The sequence below is a fragment of the Streptomyces sp. C1-1 genome (assembly GCF_050214755.1).
Taxonomy (GTDB): domain Bacteria; phylum Actinomycetota; class Actinomycetes; order Streptomycetales; family Streptomycetaceae; genus Streptomyces.
Genome location: NZ_CP189826.1, coordinates 4,782,289 through 4,804,748 on the forward strand (window position 1 = coordinate 4,782,289; position 22,460 = coordinate 4,804,748).

The window sequence follows — 22,460 nt, forward strand, 5'->3', positions numbered from 1 at the left end:
TGAGTCGGTCGCCGCTCAGTCGTCCGACGGCGCCTTCGAAGCGGTCGTCGTCTTCGCGGCCGTCGTCGTCTTCTTGGCGGCCGTCTTCTTCGCCGTCGTCGTCTTCTTCGCGGCGGTCTTCTTGGCGGCCGTCGCCTTCTTGGCCGGGGCCTTCTTGGCGGGAGCCTTCTTCGCCGTCTTCTTGGCGGGGCCCTTCGCCCGCTTCTCGGCGAGGAGTTCGAAGCCGCGCTCCGGTGTGATCGTCTCGACGCTGTCGCCGGAGCGCAGGGTCGCGTTGGTCTCCCCGTCGGTCACGTACGGTCCGAATCGGCCGTCCTTGACCACGACCGGCTTCTCGCTGACCGGGTCGGTGCCCAGCTCCTTCAGCGGCGGCTTGGCGGCCGAGCGTCCGCGCTGCTTGGGCTGCGCGTAGATCTGCAGCGCCTCTTCGAGGGTGATCGTGAAGAGCTGCTCCTCGGAGGTGAGCGAGCGCGAGTCCGTGCCCTTCTTCAGGTACGGGCCGTAGCGGCCGTTCTGCGCGGTGATCTCCTGGCCCTCGGTGTCGGTGCCGACGACACGCGGCAGCGACATCAGCTTGAGGGCGTCCTCGAGGGTCACCGTGTCCAGCGACATCGACTTGAACAGCGAGGCCGTACGCGGCTTGACGGCGTTCTTGCCGGTCTTCGGGGTGCCCTCGGGAAGCACCTCGGTGACGTACGGGCCGTAGCGGCCGTCCCGGGCGATGATCTGGTGGCCCGTCTCCGGGTCGGCGCCGAGCTCGAAGTCGCCGCTCGGCTTGGCGAGCAACTCCTCCGCGAGCTCGACGGACAGCTCGTCCGGTGCCAGGTCCTCGGGCACGTCCGCCCGCTGGTGGCCCTCGGAGTCCTTCTCGCCGCGCTCGATGTACGGGCCGTAGCGGCCGACCCGCAGCACGATGCCGTTGCCCACGGGGAACGACGACACCTCGCGCGCGTCGATCGCTCCCAGGTCGGTCACCAGCTCCTTGAGGCCGCCGAGGTGGTCCCCGTCGCCGTTGCCGGCGTCCGCCGCGGTGCCGTTGGTCACGCCCTCGCCGAAGTAGAACCGCTTCAGCCACGGCACGGCCTGCGCCTCACCGCGGGCGATGCGGTCGAGGTCGTCCTCCATCTTGGCGGTGAAGTCGTAGTCGACGAGCCGCCCGAAGTGCTTCTCCAGGAGGTTGACCACGGCGAAGGACAGGAAGGACGGGACGAGCGCCGTGCCCTTCTTGAACACATAGCCGCGGTCCAGGATCGTGCCGATGATCGACGCGTACGTCGACGGGCGGCCGATCTCGCGCTCTTCGAGCTCCTTGACGAGGCTGGCCTCGGTGTAGCGGGCCGGGGGCTTGGTGGCGTGCCCGTCGACCGTGATCTCCTCGGCGGTGAGCCGGTCGCCCTCGGCGACCTGCGGCAGCCGGCGCTCGCGGTCGTCCAGCTCGGCGTTCGGGTCGTCGGCGCCCTCGACGTACGCCTTCAGGAAGCCGTGGAAGGTGATCGTCTTGCCGGAGGCCGTGAACTCGACGTCCCGGCCGTCGGCGGCGGTGCCACCGATCTTGACCGTGACGGAGTTGCCGGTGGCGTCCTTCATCTGGGAGGCGACGGTGCGCTTCCAGATCAGCTCGTACAGCTTGAACTGGTCGCCGGTCAGACCGGTCTCGGCGGGCGTGCGGAAACGATCACCCGAGGGGCGGATCGCCTCGTGCGCCTCCTGCGCGTTCTTGACCTTCCCGGCGTACGTCCGCGGGCTCGACGGCAGGTAGTCGGCGCCGTAGAGCTGCGTCACCTGGGCGCGGGCGGCGGCCACGGCGGTGTCGCTGAGGGTCGTGGAGTCCGTACGCATGTAGGTGATGAAGCCGTTCTCGTACAGCTTCTGGGCCACCTGCATGGTCGCCTTGGCGCCGAAGCCGAGCTTGCGGCTCGCCTCCTGCTGCAGCGTCGTCGTACGGAACGGGGCGTACGGCGAGCGGCGGTACGGCTTCGACTCGACGGAGCGGACCGCGAACTGCGTCTGCTCCAGGGCGGCGGCCAGCGCGCGGGCGTTCGCCTCGTCGAGGTGGAGGACCTGCTCGCTCTTGAGTTGTCCCAGGGAGTCGAAGTCGCGGCCCTGCGCGACGCGCCTGCCGTCGACGGTCTGCAGGCGGGCGACCAGCGACGACGGGTCCGACGGATCCCCGGCGCGGCCGGTCGCGAAGGTGCCCGTCAGGTCCCAGTACTCCGCAGAACGAAAAGCGATGCGCTCGCGTTCCCGCTCCACCACGAGACGCGTCGCGACGGACTGGACACGGCCGGCCGACAGGCGCGGCATGACCTTCTTCCACAGGACCGGCGAGACCTCGTAGCCGTAGAGACGGTCGAGGATGCGGCGGGTCTCCTGGGCGTCGACCATGCGCTGGTTGAGATCGCGCGGGTTGGCGACGGCCGCGCGGATCGCGTCCTTGGTGATCTCGTGGAAGACCATCCGCTTGACCGGGACCTTGGGCTTGAGCACCTCCAGGAGGTGCCACGCGATGGCCTCGCCCTCGCGGTCCTCATCGGTGGCGAGGAAGAGCTCGTCGGAATCCTTCAGCAGGTCCTTGAGCTTCTTGACCTGGGCCCTCTTGTCGGCGTTGACCACATAGATGGGCTGGAAGTCATGGTCGACGTCCACACCGAGGCGACGGACCTCGCCGGTGTACTTCTCCGGCACCTCCGCGGCGCCGTTCGGAAGGTCGCGGATGTGCCCGACGCTCGCCTCGACGGTGTAGCCGGGGCCGAGGTAGCCCTTGATCGTCTTCGCCTTGGCAGGCGACTCGACGATGACGAGTCGGCGGCCGCCGTGTGCGGTCTCGCTGGTCGGGGACAACTTCGCTCTTCTCTCCGGTCGATGCTGGGGCCTCCCCAGGCGTTCCTCCCGGGGCCGTGTCATGGTGACGCTGCGGAGTGTGACGGTACATCCCGCCCCCGTGTCAAACGGGAAAAGCTCGCAACGGCCACTCGAACGGTAACCCGAGTCGCGCCATTCCTGCCGCCCGGAGTGCTCAGCCGTCTTTTCGAGACGAACCGGAGGATCACCTCCCGATTACCTCGTCCGCAGCTCCGGGGCCGCTTTCAGACGCGGGTGAGGCACCAGGCCGCGAGGATCAGCGCGATCACCGACGCGAGGCTCGCGAGAGCCGCCGATGCGACCGGGTTCACACCGTGCGCGACGGGCTGACCGTGCCGCACCCGGGCCACGGTCCACACCAGCAGCGCTCCGCCGAACAGCGCGAACACCACTCCAGCGAAGATCGCCGGTCCGCTCTCCATGGCTCCCCGTGCCCCTTTTCCACCAGTCCGCGCGTGCCCCGTCGGGGGAGACTGACACGCGCGGGAGACGGCCGGGCGAACCCGAGGTGAACGCGGAGCCGACACGCCTGGGGATCATCGTCCGTCGTCGCCCCGGCCGGGACCGGTCACCGCTGAGGCCGTAGGTCTCCGTGTTCGGCCACCCGATCGCGCACGGCGGCCCGGTCCCGGCGAGCGGGCCGCCTCGAATTCGCCGCAGCGCTCTTTGCCGGCGTTGCCGAGGCCCTTCTCCGCACTCGATTCGGCGGAGCCCCGCAGCGCCTATGACCTGGCGGGCGCGCGGTTTCACGGGGCTTCTGAACGGATCTTTCCCGGCGCTCCGCCGGCCGGTTCGGCGGACTCGGCGGAAGGGGAATCCGCCGAGGCGTCGGGCAATAGGAAATCTTGGCCGGTTTCATATGCCATTGGAGAATGCCGCCATGGGCGGCCCCCGGCCCGGCCATCGGGCGCCTCCCGCCCGGCGCGGCGCTCAGGCCGGCTCCAGGAACCCCTGCTCCACCAGCAGCCTGATCTGAGCCGGCGTCCGGTCGCGCAGCAACACCGGGTCCTCGCCGACCAGTTGCGCGATGGCGTCCAGGATGCGGCCCGCGCTCAGCGAGCCGTCGCACACGCCGGCGAAGCCCGCGCCGACCGTGTCGACCTTCGTGGCCCGGCGCATGCCGCGGTGCTGACGCAGCACCACATGTTCCGGGTCCTCGGCGCCGGGCAGCCCGACCTGCTCCTGGACGACCTCGGCGACGAGCCTGAAGTGCCCCTCCAGCAAGGCCGCGTCGTCGTGCGCGCGCAGGTAGTCCACCCGCTCGAAGTGCGCCCGCACCACGTCGCCGAGCGGCTGCTCGATCGAGTGCGGCCACTCCTCCACGGTGATCGACGGCTCGGCGGCCGTCGTCCGGCGCAGGGTGATCCAGCCGAAGCCGACCGCCTTCACCTTGCGCGCCTCGAACTCGTCCAGCCAGGCGTCGTACCGGGCCTGGTACTCGACCGGGTCCCCTCGGTGGTCACCGGCGTCCCTGAGCCACAACTCGGCGTACTGCGTGACGTCCTGGACCTCACGCTGCACGATCCACGCGTCGCACCCGCGCGGCACCCACGACCTGAGCCTGTCCTGCCAGTCCTCCCCTTCCACGTGCTGCCAGTTGGCGAGGAACTGCGCGAAACCGCCCTCCCGCAGCCGCTCCCCCGACTGCTGAACGAGCGAGCGGCACAGATCGTCCCCGCCCATTCCACCGTCGCGGTACGTCAGCCGGGCGCCCGGCGAGATGACGAAGGGCGGGTTGGAGACGATCAGGTCGTACGTCTCGTCGTCTCGGACCGGTTCGAAGAGCGAGCCCTCGCGCAGGTCGGCCGCCGGCGCGCCGGAGAGGGCCAGCGTGAGCGCGGTGATGTGCAGGGCGCGCGGGTTGACGTCGGTCGCCGTCACGCGCGTGGCGTGCTGGGCGGCGTGCAGTGCCTGGATGCCGGAGCCCGTGCCGAGGTCGAGGGCCGACGCCACGGGCGTACGGACGGTGATGCCGGCGAGGGTGGTCGAGGCGCCGCCGACGCCGAGGACGACGCCCTCGTCCCGGTGGCCGATCCCGCCGGCCCCGCCGACCGCGCAGCCCAGGTCGGACACGATGAACCAGTCCTCGCCGTCGGGGCCGCCGTACGGTCGTACGTCCACGGTGGCGGCGACCTCGTCGTCCCCGGCCGGCACCAGCCATCCGCTCTCCAGGCAGGCGTCCAGGGGCAGAACGCCCGCCGCGCGCGCGTGCGGCACCGGCTGCTGCAGCAGGAACAGCCGGACCAGCAGTTCCAGCGGCGTGTCCCCGCGGGTCGCGCGGAGCGCGGGCACGATCTCGCTGCGCGCCAGCGCCGCGTACGCGGGGGCACCGAGCAGGTCGAGCAGCCCGTCGGCGGTGAAGGACCGCGCGAGCAGGGCGTCCCGCAGCCGGGCGGCCACGTCGGGGCGGTCGGAGACGGGCAGGGCGGGGAGGCTGGAGGTACTCACGCCCCCATTGTGGCCGGGACGGGCGGCCGCCCGCAGCTTCGCGTCAGCTCGCCGTCGACGAGGCCGAGGCGGACGCCGACTTGCAGCTGGTCTGCTTGGCCATCGCCTTGCCGACCTCGCCCTCCTCCAGGGTCTTCAGCGCGTCGTTCCCGCTCTGGCTCAGCTTGTCCAGCGAGGTCGCGATGTTCTTGAGGCCGTCGGCGAACTTCGCCTGGTCCTTGGTGTCGAGCTTGTCGACCTGCGTCTTCAGCGTGGCGTAGGACGTGCCGATGCCGTTGAGCTCCTTGACCGCGTCCTGCTGCTTCTTCGCGCCGTTGTCGACGTCGGGCGCCCCGGCCTTCTGCACAGCGGCACCGATCGCCTGGTAGGCGTCGGACATGTCCTGGAAGGCCTGCGCGTCGGTCTTGCGCACCTCTTCCGGCGTGCTGTTGTCCGAGGTCTCCTTCTGGATCGCGGCGTTGGCGGCCTCGATCTTCTTGGCCTGCGGCTGTACGGCGTCGCAGACCTGCTTGGCCCAGGCATCCAGCTTGTCGTTGCCCTTGTCGCTGCTGCTGCAACCCGACAGCGCCACTACCAGTACCGCACCGCCGGACAGTGCGGCAGCGAGCTTCTTGTTCACCGGATTGGTCCCTTCCATGGCTCTCGGCCCCGGAACATACACGCCGCACGGACGACACCCCCATTCCGGGCGCCCGCTTAGGTGTCTTTTAGGACCATTTACACCAGGCGAGAGAAGGCTCACCGTGAGGCTGCACACATAGGACGGGCACAGCCGGGCACACGGGGCGCACACATGCGAAGACGGGCGGGCGACGCGTCAACACGCGCCTCCCGCCCGTCCCTTGGAGCCGGGTCCCGTAAGACCGTCTACGAAACCACCGCGGGGTCGGTGGGCTTGGCCACCTGCTCGGACTTGCCCTCCTCGTCGCCCATGGCGATCCCGCGCCGCTTGGAGACGTAGACGGCCCCGACGATGACGATGAGCGCCAGGACCGCGATCCCGATCCGGACCCCGAGGCTCTTGTCGCTGCCGTAGGAGAACTTGATCACCGCGGGCGCGATGAGCAGCGACACCAGGTTCATCACCTTCAGCAGCGGGTTGATCGCGGGACCCGCGGTGTCCTTGAAGGGGTCGCCGACCGTGTCGCCGATCACGGTGGCGGCGTGGGCCTCACTGCCCTTGCCGCCGTGGTGGCCGTCCTCGACGAGCTTCTTGGCGTTGTCCCAGGCGCCACCGGAGTTGGCGAGGAACACCGCCATCAGCGTGCCCGCTCCGATCGCGCCGGCCAGGTACGAGCCGAGCGCGCCGACGCCGAGCGTGAACCCGATGAAGATGGGCGCCATCACGGCCAGCAGACCTGGCGTGGCCAGCTCCCTGAGGGCGTCCTTGGTGCAGATGTCGACGACGCGTCCGTACTCGGGCTTCTCGCTGTAGTCCATGATCCCGGGGTGCTCGCGGAACTGCCGCCGCACCTCGTACACCACCGAACCCGCCGACCGCGACACCGCGTTGATCGCCAGCCCCGAGAAGAGGAAGACGACCGCCGCGCCGGCGATCAGGCCGACCAGGTTGTTCGGCTGCGAGATGTCCATCGACAGGGTCAGCGGGGCGCCCGCGCCGCTCAGCTTCTCGCCCACGTCCGCCACGTTCGTGGTGATCGCGTCGCGGTACGACCCGAAGAGCGCCGACGCCGCCAGGACGGCGGTGGCGATGGCGATGCCCTTGGTGATGGCCTTCGTCGTGTTGCCGACGGCGTCCAGGTTGGTGAGCACCTGGGCGCCGGCGCCCTCGACGTCGCCGGACATCTCCGCGATGCCCTGCGCGTTGTCGGAGACCGGGCCGAAGGTGTCCATGGCGACGATCACGCCGACCGTGGTGAGCAGGCCGGTGCCGGCCAGCGCCACCGCGAACAGCGCGAGCATGATCGACGTGCCGCCGAGCAGGAAGGCGCCGTAGACGCTGAGTCCGATCAGCAGGGCGGTGTAGACGGCCGACTCGAGTCCCACCGAGATGCCGGCGAGGACGACGGTGGCCGGGCCGGTCAGCGAGGACTTGCCGATGTCCATGACAGGACGTCGGTTGGTCTCGGTGAAGTAGCCGGTCAGCTGCTGGATGACGGCTGCCAGCAGGATGCCGATGCCCACCGCGACCACCGCGAGGATCCGCGGGTCGCCGTCCTTGGCCCTGATGGCGGCGTCGGTGACGCCATCGAGGTCCGAGTACTTGGACGGGAGGTAGATGAAGACGGCCACCGCCACGAGCGCGAGCGAGATCACCGCGGAGATGAAGAAGCCGCGGTTGATGGCCGACATCCCGCTGCGGTCCGCGCGGCGCGGCGCCACGGCGAAGATGCCGATCATGGCGGTGATGACGCCGATCGCGGGCACGATCAGCGGGAAGGCCAGCCCGGAGTCGCCGAAGGCCGCCTTGCCGAGGATCAGCGCGGCGACCAGGGTCACGGCGTACGACTCGAACAGGTCGGCCGCCATGCCCGCGCAGTCGCCGACGTTGTCGCCCACGTTGTCGGCGATGGTCGCGGCATTGCGCGGGTCGTCCTCCGGAATGCCCTTCTCGACCTTTCCGACCAGGTCGGCGCCGACGTCGGCGGCCTTGGTGAAGATGCCGCCGCCGACACGCATGAACATGGCGATCAGCGCGGCCCCGAGACCGAAGCCCTCGAGCACCTTCGGCGCGTCGGCCGCGTACACCAGCACCACACAGGAGGCGCCCAGCAGACCGAGCCCCACTGTGAACATGCCGACGACGCCGCCCGTGCGGAAAGCGATCTTCATGGCTTTGTGCGAGACGGCGGTGAGATCCTTTTCGGGTTCACCCGCCGCCGGGGTCGCTTCCCGGGCCGCCGCGGCAACGCGCACATTGCTGCGTACCGCCAGCCACATGCCGATATAGCCGGTGGCCGCCGAGAACGCGGCGCCGATCAAGAAGAACACCGATCGGCCGGCGCGCTGATTCCAGTCGTCCGCGGGCAGCAGCATGAGCAGGAAGAACACGACCACGGCGAATACGCCGAGCGTGCGCAGCTGGCGTCCCAGATAGGCGTTGGCGCCTTCCTGGACCGCTTCCGCGATCTTCTTCATGCTGTCGGTGCCCTCGCCCGCGGCCAGCACCTGTCGTACCAGGATGCCCGCGACCACGAGCGCGGCCAGTGCGACGACCCCGATGACCATCACGATGATCCGGTTGCCGTCGGTCAGGACTGCGGCTGCGAAGGTTGTGGGGTGGTCAAGCTGATGAGGGGTAGAAAGCCCCGCCATTCGTCCTCCTTGACGCTTGGGCTGAGCTCAAGATGTGGACGGATTCTAGGTACCCGCACCTGATCAAAACAGAGCACGGGAAACGGAATTAGCCTTCACATGCTCTTCAGCAAATGATCGACATCTCGCCATGGAACCCGAAAGTGGTAACGCCCCAAAGGCATTGACGCCGCCATTTACTTGATCGAATTATCTCCTGATTGATCGTGAAGGAATTCACGAAATACATCTTGCCTGACCACTGTAGGCACGATCACCGCGCGCGGACATGCCGAAGGGCCCTACGCCGTAGGGCCCTTCGGTACAGAAACGGTGGGACGGGACTCAGGGGAGCACAGCGACGGGTGGTGTGGTCGGCCAGGTCATCCGGATCGACCCGCCGTGCTCTCCGGCGCTCACCTCGACGTCGTCGACGAGACCGCTGATGACCGCGAGGCCCATTTCGTCCTCCTCGGTCTCCACGTCGTCGCCCCCGGCGCCGGGCGCCCGGTCTCCCGGGGTCGCACGCGGCGCCTCGTCGCCGACCTCGATGGAGAACTGCTTCTCCTCCTCGACCAGCTTCACCTGCACGGGTGAGGTGATGCCGGCGCTCTGGTGCAGTCCGACGGCTCGGCTGCAGGCCTCGCCGACGGCGAGCCTGACCTCGTCGAGGACGGCCTCGTCCACTCCGGCCCTGCGCGCCACCGCTGCCGCCACCAGTCGGGCGGTCCTGACGTGCTCGGGCAGCGCGCTGAAACGGAGTTCAACGGTGGCCATGCATCCCCCTCGGAACTACGGGCGTGCGGTCGGGGGACCGGGCCGCCGATTGCCCGGACCCCCTGATGGAACTTCATCCGCCTGGGAGCGGTCACTTCCCGCCCCATGGGGCGGTGGTCAGTCGGTCGCCGCCACCGCTTCCTCGACCGAGGTGTGGATCGGGAACACCTTGGTGAGTCCGGTGATGCGGAAGATCTTCAGAATGCGCTCCTGGTTGCAGACCAGGCGCAGCGAGCCCTCATGGGCTCGTACCCGCTTCAGGCCGCCGACCAGCACGCCGAGCCCGGTGGAGTCGAGGAAGTCGACGCCCTCCATGTCAACGACGAGGTGGAAACTCCCGTCGTTCACCAGCTCGACCAGCTGCTCGCGCAGCTTGGGCGCGGTATATACGTCGATTTCGCCACCGACCTCGACGACCGTACGATCGCCGACGGTACGGGTCGACAGGGACAGGTCCACGGATCCTCCAGCACCTTGCTATCGAGCGGTCGCCCCTCGGGACGTTCGGCCTCAGCCCCCGGACGGTTCGCCAGCCGCGATGGCATTCAATCACTTACCGGCAGGCGTGCACGACGCCTTGGTCCCATTGTCCGTCAAGCCGGTGACACACTCGGTGCCGATGGCCAAGAATCACCGATCCGATCGATCCCCGACGGACACCGTCTCCCGGCCCGCGCCGGGCACGGTCCTGGACCGGCTCGCCTCCGGGCCGAGCCGGGCTTCGCGCATCACTCATACGGAGCACTTGCCCCCGCGCGAGGGTCGCCATGCCGTCTGGCCTGACCGGATTCGTTCGGAGGTGATCGCCGCCGTGCGGGCCTGCGGCATCGAGCACCCCTGGGCCCACCAGGCACTCGCCGCCGAGCACGCCCTGGACGGCGACTCGGTGGTCGTCGCCACCGGCACGGCGTCCGGCAAGTCCCTGGCGTACCTCGCGCCCGTCCTGTCCACACTCCTGGACGGCTCCGAGGCCCCGAACGGCCGCGGCACCACCGCCCTCTACCTGGCTCCCACGAAAGCTCTTGCGGCCGATCAGTGCCGATCCGTGAAGGAACTTTCACAACCTCTGGGAAATGCCGTACGTCCCGCGGTGTACGACGGCGACACCCCGTTCGAGGAACGCGAGTGGGTCCGCCAGTACGCCAACTACGTCCTGACCAACCCGGACATGCTGCACCGCGGCATACTCCCGTCCCACCCCCGCTGGTCCTCCTTCCTGAAGTCGCTGAGGTACGTCGTCATCGACGAGTGCCACACCTACCGGGGCGTCTTCGGCTCCCACGTCGCCCAGGTCCTGCGGCGCCTGCGCCGCCTGTGCGCCCGCTACGGCTCCTCCCCCGTCTTCCTGCTGGCCTCCGCGACCGCCGCCGAGCCCGCCGTCGCCGCCCGCCGGCTGACCGGCCTGCCGGTGGTCGAGGTGGCCGACGACGCCTCCCCGCGCGGTGAACTGGTGTTCGCCCTGTGGGAGCCCCCGCTCACCGAGCTGCAGGGCGAGAAGGGCGCCCCGGTCCGCCGTACCGCCACCGCCGAGACGGCCGACCTGCTGACGGACCTGGCGGTGCAGGGCGTCCGCTCGGTCGCCTTCATCCGCTCCCGGCGCGGCGCCGAACTGATCTCCGTCATCGCCCAGGAACGCCTCGCCGAGGTCGACCGGTCGCTGGCCAGACGCGTGGCGGCGTACCGGGGCGGCTACCTCCCGGAGGAGCGGCGCGCCCTGGAACAGGCCCTGCACTCGGGCGAGCTGCTGGGCCTGGCCGCGACGACGGCCCTGGAACTCGGCATCGACGTCTCGGGCCTGGACGCCGTCGTGATCGCCGGCTATCCGGGCACCCGCGCGTCCCTGTGGCAGCAGGCGGGCCGCGCCGGGCGCGCCGGGCAGGGGGCGCTGGCCATCCTGGTCGCCCGCGACGACCCCCTGGACACCTTCCTCGTCCACCACCCCGAGGCCCTCTTCGACCGGCCCGTGGAGTCCACGGTCCTCGACCCCGACAACCCCTACGTCCTCGCCCCGCACCTGTGCGCGGCCGCCGCGGAGATCCCCCTGACCGACGAGGACATGGACCTCTTCGGCCCGGAGGCCGAGGGCCTGCTGCCCCAGCTGGAGGCCGCGAAGCTCCTGCGGCGGCGCACCAAGGCATGGCACTGGACCCGCCGGGAACGCGCCGCCGACCTGACCGACATCCGCGGCGGGGGCGGGCGGCCGGTCCAGATCGTCGAGGCCGGCACGGGCCGCCTGCTCGGCACGGTCGACGCGGGCGCCGCCCACTCGACCGTCCACGAGGGCGCGGTCCACCTCCACCAGGGCCGCACGTACCTGGTCCGCTCACTGGACCTGGAGGACTCGGTGGCGCTCGTCACCGAGGCGAACCCCCCGTACTCGACGGTCGCCCGGGACACGACGTCCATCTCCGTGCTGGAGACGGACACCGAGGTCCCCTGGGGCGAGGGCCGCCTGTGCTACGGCTCCGTCGAAGTCACCAACCAGGTCGTCTCCTTCCTGCGCCGCCGCGTCATCACCGGCGAAGTGCTCGGCGAGACCAAACTCGACCTCCCTCCTCGTACGCTGCGCACCCGCGCGGTGTGGTGGACGGTCACCGAGGACCAGCTCGACGAGGCCCGGATCAGCCCCGAGATCCTCGGCGGCGCCCTGCACGCCGCCGAGCACGCGTCGATCGGCATGCTGCCCCTGTTCGCGACCTGCGACCGCTGGGACATCGGCGGGGTCTCGATCCCGCTGCACCCGGACACCCTGCTGCCGACGGTCTTCGTCTACGACGGCCACCCCGGCGGGGCGGGTTTCGCCGAGCGCGCCTTCCACACCGCCCGCGCCTGGCTCACCGCCACCCGCGAGGCCATCGCCTCCTGCGAGTGCGAGGCCGGCTGCCCGTCCTGCATCCAGTCCCCCAAGTGCGGCAACGGCAACGACCCGCTGCACAAACGAGGGGCGGTACGGCTCCTCACGACGCTGTTGCGCGGGGCACCGGAGGAGAAACCGGAGGGGCGGGAAGGGCAGCCGGGGGACGGGGAGGAGCAAACGGAGGTGCCGGAAGGACAGCCCGGGGGCCGGGAGGAGAAGCCGGAGATGCGGGCAGAGGCGCCGTCGGCTCCGGCTCCGCAGGCCCCGCCCGGGCCCTGACCTCGGCCGCGAACGGCCCTCTTCCCGAGGCCGCCGTCACGTCCGAGACCTGGCCCACGACCACGCACCGCACGAGCCGCGCGCCCTCCGCCCGGGCCACCCGGTCGGCCCGGGCACAGGCCGCCGCGGTGCCCTCCGCCCACCGGTCCGCCGCCGCGAGCGCCGCAAGGTCGGCCCCGCCGGCCGCCCGGTGCCGGACCACGACGGCCTGCCCCAGAGCCAGTACGACGCCGAAGACCACGCACAGGGCCGCGATGGCCCCGAGGCTCCAGACGGTGGCGGAGCCGCGGTCGGAGCGCCACGCCGTGCTGTTTGTCATCGCCCGGCTCCCATCGTCTCCTCGGCCGCCGCCACGGCCTCCTCGCGTACCTCGAAGGGCAGCCCCCGCAGGGCCGGTGGCTTCGCCACGACGACGACCCTCACCTGGTCTCCCTCCCGGCCCACCGTGACCCGCGCACCGCGCGGCGCCGCCTCCCGGGCCACCCGCAGGACCGCGTCGGCCGGGTCCTGGCGGGCCGCGGCACGCGCCCCGGTCCGCGCCGCGTCCACGCACTGGATCTGCGCGGCCACCACCAGCAGCCCCCAGACCAGTGCCATCGCGAACATCACCAGCACGGGCAGCACGACGGCCGACTCAGCCGTCACGAACCCCTCGTCGGCCTTGCGCCTACATCCGCGCATCGAGCGCCCGCTTCACGATGCCCTGCAACTCCGCGCTGACGGCCCCGCTCGTCACCACCTTGTAGAGCACCGCCGCGAACGCCACCGCCGCCACGATGCCCATCGCGTACTCGGAGGTGACCATCCCCGCGTCCCTCCGCGCCGCCCGCGCCCTGCACACCAGGGCGCGCAGCCGCGCCCGAACCACCTTGCACATCTCAACCCCCGTGAGGATCCGTTCCATTGGTCGGCGACCGCTTCGTCGCCACCGCCTCGTCGTCGCGTCGTCGTCACCGCACTCGCGTCACCCGCCACCACCTCCTCCCAGCACCCCGCCCGCGAACCCGATCACCACCGGCAGTACGCCGATCGCGATGAACGCGGGCAGGAAGCACAGGCCCACCGGCGCGGTCACCATCACGGCCGCCCGCCGGGCCCGGCCCGTCGCGGCACGCGCCCGCTCCGCGCGGACCTCTCCCGCCAGGCGGGCCACCGGTCCGGCGGCCGGCAGCCCGGACACATCGGCCCGTTCCAGCAACCGGGCCAGGGCCCCGGCACCCGGCAGCGCCGCGAGCCGCAGCCAGGCCCCGGACGGTTCCCCGCCGAGCCGTACCTCCGCCGCACCGCGCGCCAACGCGTCCCCGACGGGGCCGCCCAGGGCCTCGCCCACGGCCTGCGCCGCGACCACCGGACCGGCACCGGCCGCGATGCATGCGGCCAGCAGATCGGAGGCGAGCGGCAGTTGCCGGGCCGCCTCGACCGGGTCGAAAGCGTCGGCGCCGACGGTCCCCTCCTGCCTACGACGCCACCACCACAGCCCGGCCGCCACGAACAGCCCCACCACGACTCCGGCGACGCCGCCGACCAGCACCCACCCGGCGCACACCGCCCCCACCGCCGGCCCGCATCCGCGCACGGCCACCCGCACGTCGAGCCGGGGCCCGGCAGCTGCCGCCTCCACGGCGGCCACCAGCCCGGCCAGCCTCCGTCGCACTCTCCGCTCCCGCCGTACCGACTCCAGCCACCGCAGAGCCCACACGACGGCCAGCACGATCCCCACGACCACCAACAGCCTGTGGAAAACCTCCGAACTCACCACACCGGTCCCGCTCTCGCTCGTCACGCCGCCTCAGCTCCCCGTACGATCCGCAGCGCCCACCACATCCCCAGGCCCTCCAGCAGGCCCCCGACCAGCAGGCAGCCCAGGCCGGCCCCGGTGTGCAGCAGGACGTGCAGGGGATCGGCCCCCAGCGCGGAGCCCAGGGCGAGACCCAGCACCGGCAGTCCCGCGAGCATCAGTGCCGTGGACCGGGCGCCCGCCAACTGGGCCCGCAGGTCGGCACGTTGGTCCCGTTCGGCTCGCAACGCCGCTTCGAGCCGGTCGAGTCCGGCGGCGAGGCCGGCTCCCTGGTCCACGGCGACCCGCCAGCACGCGGCGAGTCCCGACAGCCCCTCGGCCCCCGGTTGCCGCGCCGCGACCGCCAGCGCTCCCGACACGTCACCGCCGAACCGCGCCGCGGCCAGCACCGTCGCCTGCGCATCCCCGAGTCCGCCGGAGTCACGGGCGGCGTGCAGCAGTGCTTCTCCCGGCTGCCGTCCGGCCCGCACCTCCCCGGCGAGCGCCCCGCACAGCCCGATCACCGCGTCCCCGCGGCGCTCGTGTGCCCGCCGGTCCCGGCCCGCCAGCCGCGCCCGTCGCACCAACGGCACCCCGGCCGCCCCCGCGACGACCGGCACAACCGACGCACCCACCACGGCCAGCGCCAACCCGACGGCCAGCGCCCACCACTCGGCCCCCAGCCGACCGCGGACACGCCGCAGTTTCCCAGCCATCGCCCGCCACGACGGCGGTCCCGTCCCCACCACCCCGCCACCGGCGAGCAACAGCTGCGCCCGCCGCGCCCCGGAGTGCCATCCACCCAGCAGCAGGGCCATCACCGCTACGCACAACACCGCCGCCCCCATTGCGAACCCGCCCGTTCCCGTCACCATGTCGTCCCGCTCCCGTCCTCGTTCTCGCCCATCCCCATCACCACGTCCTCCCGCTCCCGTCCTCGCACTCGCGCTTTCGACCGTCCTCCCGGCCGCCGAGCAGCTCCCGCAGCCGCCCCCATCCCCGCTCGCGCACGAACGCCTCCACGCCCCACCGCAGCGCGGGCACCGTCCGCACCAGACCCGAGGCGTCCCGTTCGAGAACGTGCACCTCGGCGATGCGCCGCCGGCCGGTCCGATCCCGTACGAGATGCAGGACCACCGACAGCGCGGCCGCCAACTGGCTGTGCAGCGCGGCCCGGTCGAGTCCCGCCGCCGTACCGAGGGCCTCCAGCCGGGCGGGGACGTCGCCGGCGGCGTTCGCGTGGACGGTGCCGCAGCCGCCCTCGTGCCCGGTGTTCAACGCGGCCAGCAGATGCACCACTTCGGGGCCGCGTACCTCCCCCACCACGAGCCGGTCCGGGCGCATCCGCAGCGCCTGCCGCACCAGGTCGTCAAGGGCGACCAGCCCCGCGCCCTCCTGGTTGGCGGGCCTGGTCTCCAGCCGTACGACGTGCGGGTGGTCCGGTCGCAGCTCCGCCGAGTCCTCGGCGAGCACGATCCGCTCACCGGCCCCGACGAGCCCCAACAGCGCGCTCAGCAGCGTCGTCTTGCCGCTTCCGGTGCCCCCGCTGACGAGGAAGGACAGCCGTGCCTCGACCAGGGCCCGCAGCACGCGCTCCCCGCCCGGCGGCACGGTGCCCGCCGCGACCAGTTCGTCCAGCGTGAACGCCCGCGGCCGTACGACCCGCAGCGACAGACAGGCGCAGCCCACGGCCACGGGAGGCAGCACCGCGTGCAGCCGGGTCCCGTCGGGCAGGCGGGCGTCGACCCACGGCCGGGCGTCGTCGAGGCGCCGCCCGGCCACCGCGGCCAGCCGCTGCGCCAGCCGCCGTACGGCAGCGGGGTCGGCGAAGGAGACCGCCGTCCGTTCCAGTCCGCCGCCCCGGTCCACCCAGACCCGGTCGGGGGCCGACACCAGCACGTCGGTCACCGAGGGATCGGCGAGCAGCGGCTCCAGCGGCCCGCTGCCGACCAGTTCGGAGCGCAGTCGCTCGGCCGCCCCGAGGACCTCGGCGTCCCCGAGGACCCGCCCCTGCTCCCGCAGTGCCTGTGCCACTCGCGCGGGCGTCGGCTCGGCCCCGCTCTCGACGAGCCACTGCCGTACGCCGTCCAGCAGTCCCGGTGCCGCGGTCATGCCGCACCCGCCTCGACCAGCGCCCGCTCCCAGAACTGTCGGCAGAACCGGGCGAGCGGCCCGCGCCCGCCGGCGCCTGGCGGGGCCTTGCCCTCGCCGGGGCGTACCAGGCCGGCCTCGACCGGCACCTCGCCGGCCAGGGGCAGGCCGAGCAGTCGGGCCACCTCGCGGTCGTCGAGTCCGGGCGCGTACGGTCCGCGGACCGCCACGCGCAGGTCGCGCAGGACCATGCCCGCCGCGGAGGCCACCCGTCCGGCCGCGGCGACGGCGCGCAGTTCCGCCGGAACGACGAGGAGCCCGAGGTCGAGCTGGGAGAGTGCCTCGGCGACCCCGTCGTCGACGCGGCGCGGGAGGTCGACGACGACCGTGCCGCCGCGGCGCCGGGCCGCGGCGAGGACCGCCCGTATGGCCTGCGCCGGAACGGCCACACAGTCGCCGCGGTCCCAGCTGAGCACCCTCAGGGAGTGCAGCTGCGGCAGCGACTCCTCCAGCGCGCCGCCGCCGACCCGGCCGCGGGATGCGGCGAAGGCGGGCCAGCGCAGGCCCTCGGCGGTCTCGCCGCCCAGGAGTACGTCGAGTCCGCCGCCGAGCGGATCGGCGTCCACGAGAAGGGTGCGCAGCCCCTCGCGCGCGGAGGTTACGGCGAGGGCGCAGGCGAGCGTGGACGCTCCGGCCCCGCCGCGGCCGCCGATGACGCCCACGGTGAGGGCGGGCCTGCCGACCCCCTCGGCGACGTCGGCGATGCGGTCGACGAGCCACTGCTCGCCGTCGGGCAGCATCAGCACGTGGTCGGCGCCGATCTCGACAGCCCGGCGCCAGACCCCGGAGTCGTCCTGGTCGCGGCCGACCAGCACCACCCCTCGTCGGCGGGCGGCCCCGCGCAGCCGTCGGGCCGCGTCGTCGCCGACCAGGACGAGGGGTGCGGCCTCCCAGCCGCCCGTGTGTTCCGGCACACCGTGGTGGACCTCCGGTGTCGCCCCGGCCGCGGCGCACAGCCGCAGCAGGTCGTCCAGCAGGTCGACGTCCTCCGTGACGATCAGTGGTCCGGCCTGCCGCCCCGAGGCGGCGGGCGGTGGTTCATGAGTGACGGCTCCGGCCACGGTCTCCATCCCCCTTCGCTGCTTCTCTCGCGCGGCCCCTGCGGCCCCGCCATTCCCATACGTGTGAAGAACCGGCAACCGGCCTCCATATGAACGACCGACAGAAACCGGCCGAAGCCGCCCGACAAACCGGAACCGGTCATGAACTCGGCCCGAGCGGGACGCGCTGGAATCACGGTGCAGCGATGCCGGAAATCGTGTGGATCTTGGTGGATAACTGTGGACAACTCAGCGGTTGTGAATATCGCCATCACCCATACAGGCGAGTCCGGTACCGAACCTTCTGCGACTTCCACAGAGGAGCCTCGCGGCTACACAGCGTGACGAATCATGCGCATGCAAAAGAGGTGGTCGCAGCCGCCTCGGCGCGGCGGTACAACCACCTCAATAAAGGAAAAACCCACCCGGACATGCGACGACCCCCGCCGGGGGGGAGAGCGGGGGTCGTCTCCACGGCCGACTCGGGGGGGGAGGAGCCGGACCGGGTTAGCACGGTCGCGAACGATCCGTGACTTCCATGGTGTACCCGAGAGCCCTCTCAGGCAAACCCACGCGCCGACCTTACGCCGAATGGGCTCCCCCTATGCTCGGGGTTGTGGAAAACCAGTCGTTGCCCCGCACAGCGGCCTTCTTTGACCTGGACAAGACGGTCATTGCGAAGTCGAGCACGCTCACGTTCGGCAAGTCCTTCTACCAAGGTGGGCTGATCAACCGCCGAGCCGCCTTGCGCACCGCATACGCCCAGTTCGTCTTCCTCCTGGGCGGCGCCGACCACGACCAGATGGAGCGCATGCGGGAGTACCTCTCCGCCATGTGCCGGGGCTGGAACGTCCAGCAGGTCAGGGAGATCGTCGCCGAGACGCTGCACGACCTGATCGACCCGATCATCTACGACGAGGCGGCCTCCCTCATCGAGGAGCATCACACCGCCGGCCGCGACGTCGTCATCGTGTCGACCTCGGGCGCCGAAGTCGTCGAGCCCATCGGCGAGTTGCTCGGCGCGGACCGTGTGGTCGCGACCCGCATGATCGTGGGGGACGACGGCTGCTACACGGGCGAGGTGGAGTACTACGCGTACGGCCCCACCAAGGCGGAGGCGGTCAGGGAACTGGCCGAGTCCGAGGGGTACGACCTGGAGCGCTGCTACGCCTACAGCGACTCGGCGACCGACGTGCCGATGCTGGAGTCGGTCGGCCACCCGCACGCCGTGAACCCGGACCGCGCGCTGCGCCGCGAGGCCCTCGCGCGCGGGTGGCCGATTCTCGACTTCCACCGCCCGGTCCGGCTGAAGCAGCGGATCCCCACGTTCTCCGTGCCGCCCCGTCCGGCCCTCGTCGCGGCCGCCGCCATAGGTGCGGCGGCCGCGACCGCCGGCCTCGTCTGGTACGCGAACAGACGCCGGACAACCGCCATGTGAACCCATTTGGCCCTGTTTGCGGGTAAAAGTAAAGAAGCGCAGGCAGGGGTTTCGCTTCCTCCGGTCCTGGAGTACAAAGGGGTTAACGGCCCGCGAGACCAAGGACATCCGCGAGGATCACCTTAATAACGCATTTGGCCCCACGGACCGAGCATGAACACCGGGCACCCACGCGACGTCGACCCGTCGATTACGGGCCAGCCGCACCAGGGACGGGCAAAGTTCCCGACCTGATGGGCAATATATCGAGGACGCTTGGTAACCCGGTGGACATGCCAGCGGCGGTACGAATTCCTCGTACCGCCGCAACCCTTTCAGGGAAGTCCCGGCGCCTTTTCTATGCCGCCCCGCGCTGCAGCGCCTCGCACACTGCCGTCGACTCCCGGGCCCCCAGTCCGACCGCCTTGCCGCAGTGCGCGATCCAGGCGGCCATGCCGTCCGGGGTACCGGAGACATAGCCGTCGAGCGCCGCCAGATAGGCCGCTCGGCCCAGTTCGGCGTGACCGACCTCGGCGGGGCAGACGGACTTCGGATCCAGACCGCTGCCCACCAGGACGATGCGCTCGGCCGTGCGCGCGACGAGGCCGTTGTGCGAGGCGAAGGGGCGCAGCGCGAGGAGTTCGCCGTGGACGACGGCGGCCGTGACCAGGGCGGGGGCGGAACTGCCCGCGATGACCAGCTCGGCGAGACCCTCGAGCCGGCCGTGCACCTCGTCGGCGCCCGGCAGCGGCAGCTCGATCAGTGGCTCGTCGACGGGCTCGCCCGCCTGTCGCGGCCGCCCGACCTCGTCGCCGTTGGTCGCCGCGGCCACCAGGTGCAGCCGGGCCAGCACCCGCAGGGGCGACTGCCGCCAGATGGAGAGCAACTGGCCCGCCTCGGCGGTGAGCCTGAGCGCCGCGCCCATCACGCGCGCGTCGTCGTCACCGCTGAAGTCGGTCCGTCGGCGCACCTCCTCCAGCGCCCAGTCGGCACCGGACAGGGCCGCCGAGCCGCGGGCGCCGCGCAGGGCCGCCTCGGAGGTGATCTCGTTGCTGCGGCGCCGCATGACCCGGTGCCCGTAGACCCGGTCCACGGCCTTGCGCACGGACTCCACTGACTCGTCCACACCGGGCAGCGAAGCCAGGGCGGCGAGCGGATCGGCGGTAGCGCCTGTCGTACTCATGAGTACGACACTAGCCACCTTGGGAGCGAACCCCACGAACGAGTGGTCTTCTTCACGCACGCCTGCCACGTACAGCTATCAAACGACTACTCTTCGTGAACATGAAAATTGCTTTCGTCGGGAAGGGCGGCAGCGGCAAGACGACGCTGTCCTCCCTGTTCATCCGCCACCTCGCGGCCGCCGGCGCGCCCGTCGTCGCGGTCGACGCCGACATCAACCAGCACCTGGGCGCCGCACTCGGCCTCGACGAGGCGGAGGCCGCCGCACTCCCCGCGATGGGCGACCGGCTGCCGCTGATCAAGGAGTACCTGCGCGGCTCCAACCCGCGTATCGCCTCCGCCGAGACGATGATCAAGACCACCCCGCCCGGCGAGGGCTCACGACTGCTGCGGGTGTGCGAGGACAACCCGGTCTACGACGCCTGCGCCCGGCCGGTGGAACTCGACGGCGGCGCCGTCCGTTTGATGGTCACCGGCCCCTTCACCGACGCCGACCTGGGGGTCGCCTGCTACCACTCCAAGACGGGAGCGGTGGAGCTGTGCCTGAACCACCTGGTGGACGGGCGCGGCGAGTACGTCGTGGTGGACATGACGGCGGGCTCGGACTCCTTCGCCTCCGGGATGTTCACCCGCTTCGACATCACGTTCCTCGTCGCCGAACCCACCCGGAAGGGGGTCTCCGTCTATCGCCAGTACAAGGAGTACGCCCGTGACTACGGCGTCGTCCTGAAGGTCGTCGGCAACAAGGTGCAGGGCCGGGACGACCTCGACTTCCTGCGCGCCGAGGTGGGGGACGACCTCCTGGGTGCCTTCGGGCACTCCGACTGGGTGCGCGCCATGGAGAGGGGCCGCCCGCCCCGGTTCGAGCTCCTGGAGGACGCCAACCGCCGCGCCCTGCGCGTCCTTCGGGTCGCCGCGGACGCGACGTACGAGCTGCGTGACGCGGGGCGCTACACGCGCCAGATGGTGCACTTCCATCTGAAGAACGCCGACGCGTGGGGCAACGCCCGCACGGGGGCCGACCTGGCGGCGCAGGTCGACCCCGCCTTCGTGCTGGGCGAGGGGGTCGTAACCCCCGTGTGACGAGGGCTACCGCTTGGCGGCCGGCGCCCCGGGTGCGCCCTTCGGTGCCGGGGCCGGGTGGTCCGCCAGGAAGGACGCCCAGCCCTGCTTCGGGGCCTCGCCGACGTTCAGGGTGCGCAGCTTCTCCAGGACCTGCGGGTCCTGGGCGTCCAGCCAGTCGGCCAGTTGATGGAAGGACACACAGCGGACGTCGGGCTTGTTGCACACCTGCTCGATGACCTCGTCGACGGCCCGCATGTAGGTGCGGCCGTTCCAGGACTCGAAGTGGTTGCCGATGACCAGGGGCGCGCGGTTGCCGTCATAGGCGCGGTCGAAGCCGGCGAGCAGACCGTCGCGCATCTGGTCGCCCCAGTAGCCGAACTTGGCGGGGTCGCCCTGGGTCAGCGTGCCGGACTGGTTGACCATGAAGTTGTAGTCCATGGTGAGCTGCTCGTAGCGGTGACCGGGGAACGGCACGAGCTGCATGGACAGGTCCCACAGGCCGTAGCGCTTCTTCGGCCAGATCTGGTCGTTGACGCCGCTGGTGTCGTAGCGGAAGCCGAGCTGGCCGGCGGCCTTCATGAAGTTCTGCTGGCCCTCGAGGCAGGGTGTGCGCGCCCCGATGAGTTCCTTGTCGTAGTCGAAGGGCAGCGGAGCGGCCTTCTTCATCCCGGAGTTGGTCTTCCAGGACTTCACGAACTGCTTCGCCTGGGCGATCTCGTCCTTCCACTCGTCGACCGACCACTCGCCGACGCCGCCGTTCCTGCCGCAGAAGTGGCCGTTGAAGTGGGTGCCGATCTCGTTGCCCTCCAGCCACGCCAGGCGCAGCTGCTTCACGGTGTCGGCGATGCCCTTCTCGTCGTTGAAGCCGATGTCGGAGCGGCCCGGTGAGTGCTGCGGCGGCCGGTAGAGGTCCCGCTTGTCCTCCGGCAGCATGTACACGCCGCTGAGGAAGTACGTCATCGTCGCGTTGTTGGCCTTGGCCACCTTGCGGAAGTGGGAGAACAGCTTCTGGCTGTCCTCGCCCGCGCCGTCCCAGGAGAAGACGACGAACTGCGGCGGCTTCTGACCCGGCTTGAGACGTTCGGGTCTCGGAAGGTGCGGCTGGGCCCCCGTGTAAGCGGTGGAGCCGTCGCCGATCAGGCGGAAGGCGTGCTGGGGGGCCTGGCCCGGCTTGGCCTTCTGCGGGCCGGCGGCACCTCCCTTGGAACCGTTGGAGCCGATCGCGCAACCGGCGAGTGAGGCGGCACACGCCGCGGCGATCACAGCGCCCGCGGCGATCCTCTGGGTGGCGGCCATCTTCCGCCCACCTTCTTCCTTCTCTCAGGCAAACGCCGACAAGGGCGTTCTCTG

At 71.2% G+C, this 22,460-nt stretch carries 18 protein-coding genes and 1 pseudogene; 3 read left to right on the forward strand and 16 right to left on the reverse strand.

What is annotated here, in order from left to right; translation table 11 throughout:
• Positions 1-15 precede the first annotated feature (15 nt).
• From topA to bldG, 7 genes are all read right to left on the reverse strand, one after another.
• The gene (gene topA, locus ACQF4J_RS21845; RefSeq protein ID WP_351579276.1) at positions 16-2,841 is read right to left on the reverse strand and encodes a type I DNA topoisomerase; all 2,826 of its coding nucleotides are present in this window, start codon (positions 2,839-2,841) and stop codon (positions 16-18) included.
• A 245-nt stretch (positions 2,842-3,086) separates the two neighbouring features.
• Positions 3,087-3,284, reverse strand: coding sequence for a hypothetical protein (locus ACQF4J_RS21850; RefSeq protein WP_351579279.1), 198 nt, complete (start codon positions 3,282-3,284; stop codon positions 3,087-3,089).
• A gap of 508 nt (positions 3,285-3,792) precedes the next feature.
• Positions 3,793-5,310: a class I SAM-dependent methyltransferase gene (locus ACQF4J_RS21855; RefSeq protein ID WP_351579282.1), complete on the reverse strand. Its 1,518-nt coding sequence runs from the start codon at positions 5,308-5,310 to the stop codon at positions 3,793-3,795.
• A 43-nt stretch (positions 5,311-5,353) separates the two neighbouring features.
• Positions 5,354-5,947, reverse strand: coding sequence for a small secreted protein (locus tag ACQF4J_RS21860; RefSeq protein WP_351579285.1), 594 nt, complete (start codon positions 5,945-5,947; stop codon positions 5,354-5,356).
• 230 nt (positions 5,948-6,177) lie between these two features.
• Entirely contained in the window at positions 6,178-8,586 is a 2,409-nt protein-coding gene (locus ACQF4J_RS21865) for a sodium-translocating pyrophosphatase (protein WP_351579288.1), read from the reverse strand.
• A 324-nt stretch (positions 8,587-8,910) separates the two neighbouring features.
• On the reverse strand, positions 8,911-9,342 hold the full coding sequence (locus ACQF4J_RS21870) for an ATP-binding protein (RefSeq protein ID WP_351579291.1): 432 nt from the start codon (positions 9,340-9,342) through the stop codon (positions 8,911-8,913).
• Positions 9,343-9,459: 117 nt separating this feature from the next.
• Positions 9,460-9,801: an anti-sigma factor antagonist BldG gene (gene bldG / locus ACQF4J_RS21875; protein ID WP_003975386.1), complete on the reverse strand. Its 342-nt coding sequence runs from the start codon at positions 9,799-9,801 to the stop codon at positions 9,460-9,462.
• Between the two features lie 79 nt (positions 9,802-9,880).
• On the opposite strand from bldG, the gene ACQF4J_RS21880 reads away from it, so the two are divergent.
• Positions 9,881-12,478 (forward strand): DEAD/DEAH box helicase, encoded by a 2,598-nt coding sequence (locus ACQF4J_RS21880; protein ID WP_351579294.1) that lies wholly within the window; start codon positions 9,881-9,883, stop codon positions 12,476-12,478.
• Positions 12,479-12,518: 40 nt separating this feature from the next.
• Here the strand turns inward: ACQF4J_RS21880 and ACQF4J_RS21885 are convergent.
• From ACQF4J_RS21885 to ssd, 7 genes and pseudogenes are all read right to left on the reverse strand, one after another.
• Positions 12,519-12,797, reverse strand: a pseudogene (locus tag ACQF4J_RS21885) (Rv3654c family TadE-like protein); the annotation flags it as partial.
• Positions 12,794-13,159 (reverse strand): TadE family type IV pilus minor pilin, encoded by a 366-nt coding sequence (locus ACQF4J_RS21890; protein WP_351579297.1) that lies wholly within the window; start codon positions 13,157-13,159, stop codon positions 12,794-12,796. The gene ACQF4J_RS21890 and the pseudogene ACQF4J_RS21885, both read right to left, overlap by 4 nt.
• Positions 13,146-13,355 (reverse strand): DUF4244 domain-containing protein, encoded by a 210-nt coding sequence (locus ACQF4J_RS21895; RefSeq protein WP_142154126.1) that lies wholly within the window; start codon positions 13,353-13,355, stop codon positions 13,146-13,148. The genes ACQF4J_RS21890 and ACQF4J_RS21895 overlap by 14 nt, the downstream gene beginning before the upstream one ends.
• An 87-nt stretch (positions 13,356-13,442) precedes the next feature.
• Positions 13,443-14,234 carry a type II secretion system F family protein gene (locus tag ACQF4J_RS21900; RefSeq protein ID WP_351579313.1) on the reverse strand — a complete coding sequence of 264 codons (792 nt, stop codon included), beginning with the start codon at positions 14,232-14,234 and terminating at the stop codon, positions 13,443-13,445.
• A 23-nt stretch (positions 14,235-14,257) separates the two neighbouring features.
• On the reverse strand, positions 14,258-15,130 hold the full coding sequence (locus tag ACQF4J_RS21905; protein WP_427166588.1) for a type II secretion system F family protein: 873 nt from the start codon (positions 15,128-15,130) through the stop codon (positions 14,258-14,260).
• Positions 15,131-15,167: 37 nt separating this feature from the next.
• Positions 15,168-16,367 carry a TadA family conjugal transfer-associated ATPase gene (locus ACQF4J_RS21910; RefSeq protein ID WP_427166590.1) on the reverse strand — a complete coding sequence of 400 codons (1,200 nt, stop codon included), beginning with the start codon at positions 16,365-16,367 and terminating at the stop codon, positions 15,168-15,170.
• Entirely contained in the window at positions 16,364-17,476 is a 1,113-nt protein-coding gene (gene ssd, locus ACQF4J_RS21915; RefSeq protein WP_351579307.1) for a septum site-determining protein Ssd, read from the reverse strand. Before ssd ends, ACQF4J_RS21910 begins: the two co-directional genes overlap by 4 nt.
• A 574-nt stretch (positions 17,477-18,050) precedes the next feature.
• On the opposite strand from ssd, the gene ACQF4J_RS21920 reads away from it, so the two are divergent.
• The gene (locus ACQF4J_RS21920) at positions 18,051-18,884 is read left to right on the forward strand and encodes an HAD family hydrolase (RefSeq protein ID WP_351801336.1); all 834 of its coding nucleotides are present in this window, start codon (positions 18,051-18,053) and stop codon (positions 18,882-18,884) included.
• A 337-nt stretch (positions 18,885-19,221) separates the two neighbouring features.
• Here ACQF4J_RS21920 and ACQF4J_RS21925 read toward each other — a convergent pair whose 3' ends face one another.
• Entirely contained in the window at positions 19,222-20,046 is an 825-nt protein-coding gene (locus tag ACQF4J_RS21925) for an oxidoreductase (protein ID WP_351571104.1), read from the reverse strand.
• Between the two features lie 101 nt (positions 20,047-20,147).
• Between ACQF4J_RS21925 and ACQF4J_RS21930 the strand changes: the two genes are divergently transcribed.
• A complete protein-coding gene (locus ACQF4J_RS21930) occupies positions 20,148-21,128 on the forward strand; it encodes an ATP-binding protein (RefSeq protein WP_351571101.1) in 981 nt (326 codons plus the stop codon).
• 6 nt (positions 21,129-21,134) lie between these two features.
• Here the strand turns inward: ACQF4J_RS21930 and ACQF4J_RS21935 are convergent, their stop codons facing one another.
• Complete coding sequence (locus ACQF4J_RS21935; RefSeq protein ID WP_351571098.1) at positions 21,135-22,406, reverse strand: hypothetical protein; 1,272 nt, start codon at positions 22,404-22,406, stop codon at positions 21,135-21,137.
• Positions 22,407-22,460 lie beyond the last annotated feature (54 nt).

Coding starts and splice junctions, on each gene's coding strand:
- ACQF4J_RS21850 (WP_351579279.1), bottom strand. CDS start 3,284: ATGGAGAGCGGACCGGCGATCTTCGCTGGAGTGGTGTTCGCGCTGTTC.
- ACQF4J_RS21860 (WP_351579285.1), bottom strand. CDS start 5,947: ATGGAAGGGACCAATCCGGTGAACAAGAAGCTCGCTGCCGCACTGTCC.
- ACQF4J_RS21865 (WP_351579288.1), bottom strand. CDS start 8,586: ATGGCGGGGCTTTCTACCCCTCATCAGCTTGACCACCCCACAACCTTC.
- ACQF4J_RS21870 (WP_351579291.1), bottom strand. CDS start 9,342: ATGGCCACCGTTGAACTCCGTTTCAGCGCGCTGCCCGAGCACGTCAGG.
- ACQF4J_RS21880 (WP_351579294.1), top strand. CDS start 9,881: ATGGCATTCAATCACTTACCGGCAGGCGTGCACGACGCCTTGGTCCCA.
- ACQF4J_RS21890 (WP_351579297.1), bottom strand. CDS start 13,159: ATGCGCGGATGTAGGCGCAAGGCCGACGAGGGGTTCGTGACGGCTGAG.
- ACQF4J_RS21895 (WP_142154126.1), bottom strand. CDS start 13,355: ATGTGCAAGGTGGTTCGGGCGCGGCTGCGCGCCCTGGTGTGCAGGGCG.
- ACQF4J_RS21905 (WP_427166588.1), bottom strand. CDS start 15,130: ATGGTGACGGGAACGGGCGGGTTCGCAATGGGGGCGGCGGTGTTGTGC.
- ACQF4J_RS21910 (WP_427166590.1), bottom strand. CDS start 16,367: ATGACCGCGGCACCGGGACTGCTGGACGGCGTACGGCAGTGGCTCGTC.
- ssd (WP_351579307.1), bottom strand. CDS start 17,476: ATGGAGACCGTGGCCGGAGCCGTCACTCATGAACCACCGCCCGCCGCC.
- ACQF4J_RS21920 (WP_351801336.1), top strand. CDS start 18,051: ATGCTCGGGGTTGTGGAAAACCAGTCGTTGCCCCGCACAGCGGCCTTC.
- ACQF4J_RS21925 (WP_351571104.1), bottom strand. CDS start 20,046: ATGAGTACGACAGGCGCTACCGCCGATCCGCTCGCCGCCCTGGCTTCG.
- ACQF4J_RS21930 (WP_351571101.1), top strand. CDS start 20,148: ATGAAAATTGCTTTCGTCGGGAAGGGCGGCAGCGGCAAGACGACGCTG.
- ACQF4J_RS21935 (WP_351571098.1), bottom strand. CDS start 22,406: ATGGCCGCCACCCAGAGGATCGCCGCGGGCGCTGTGATCGCCGCGGCG.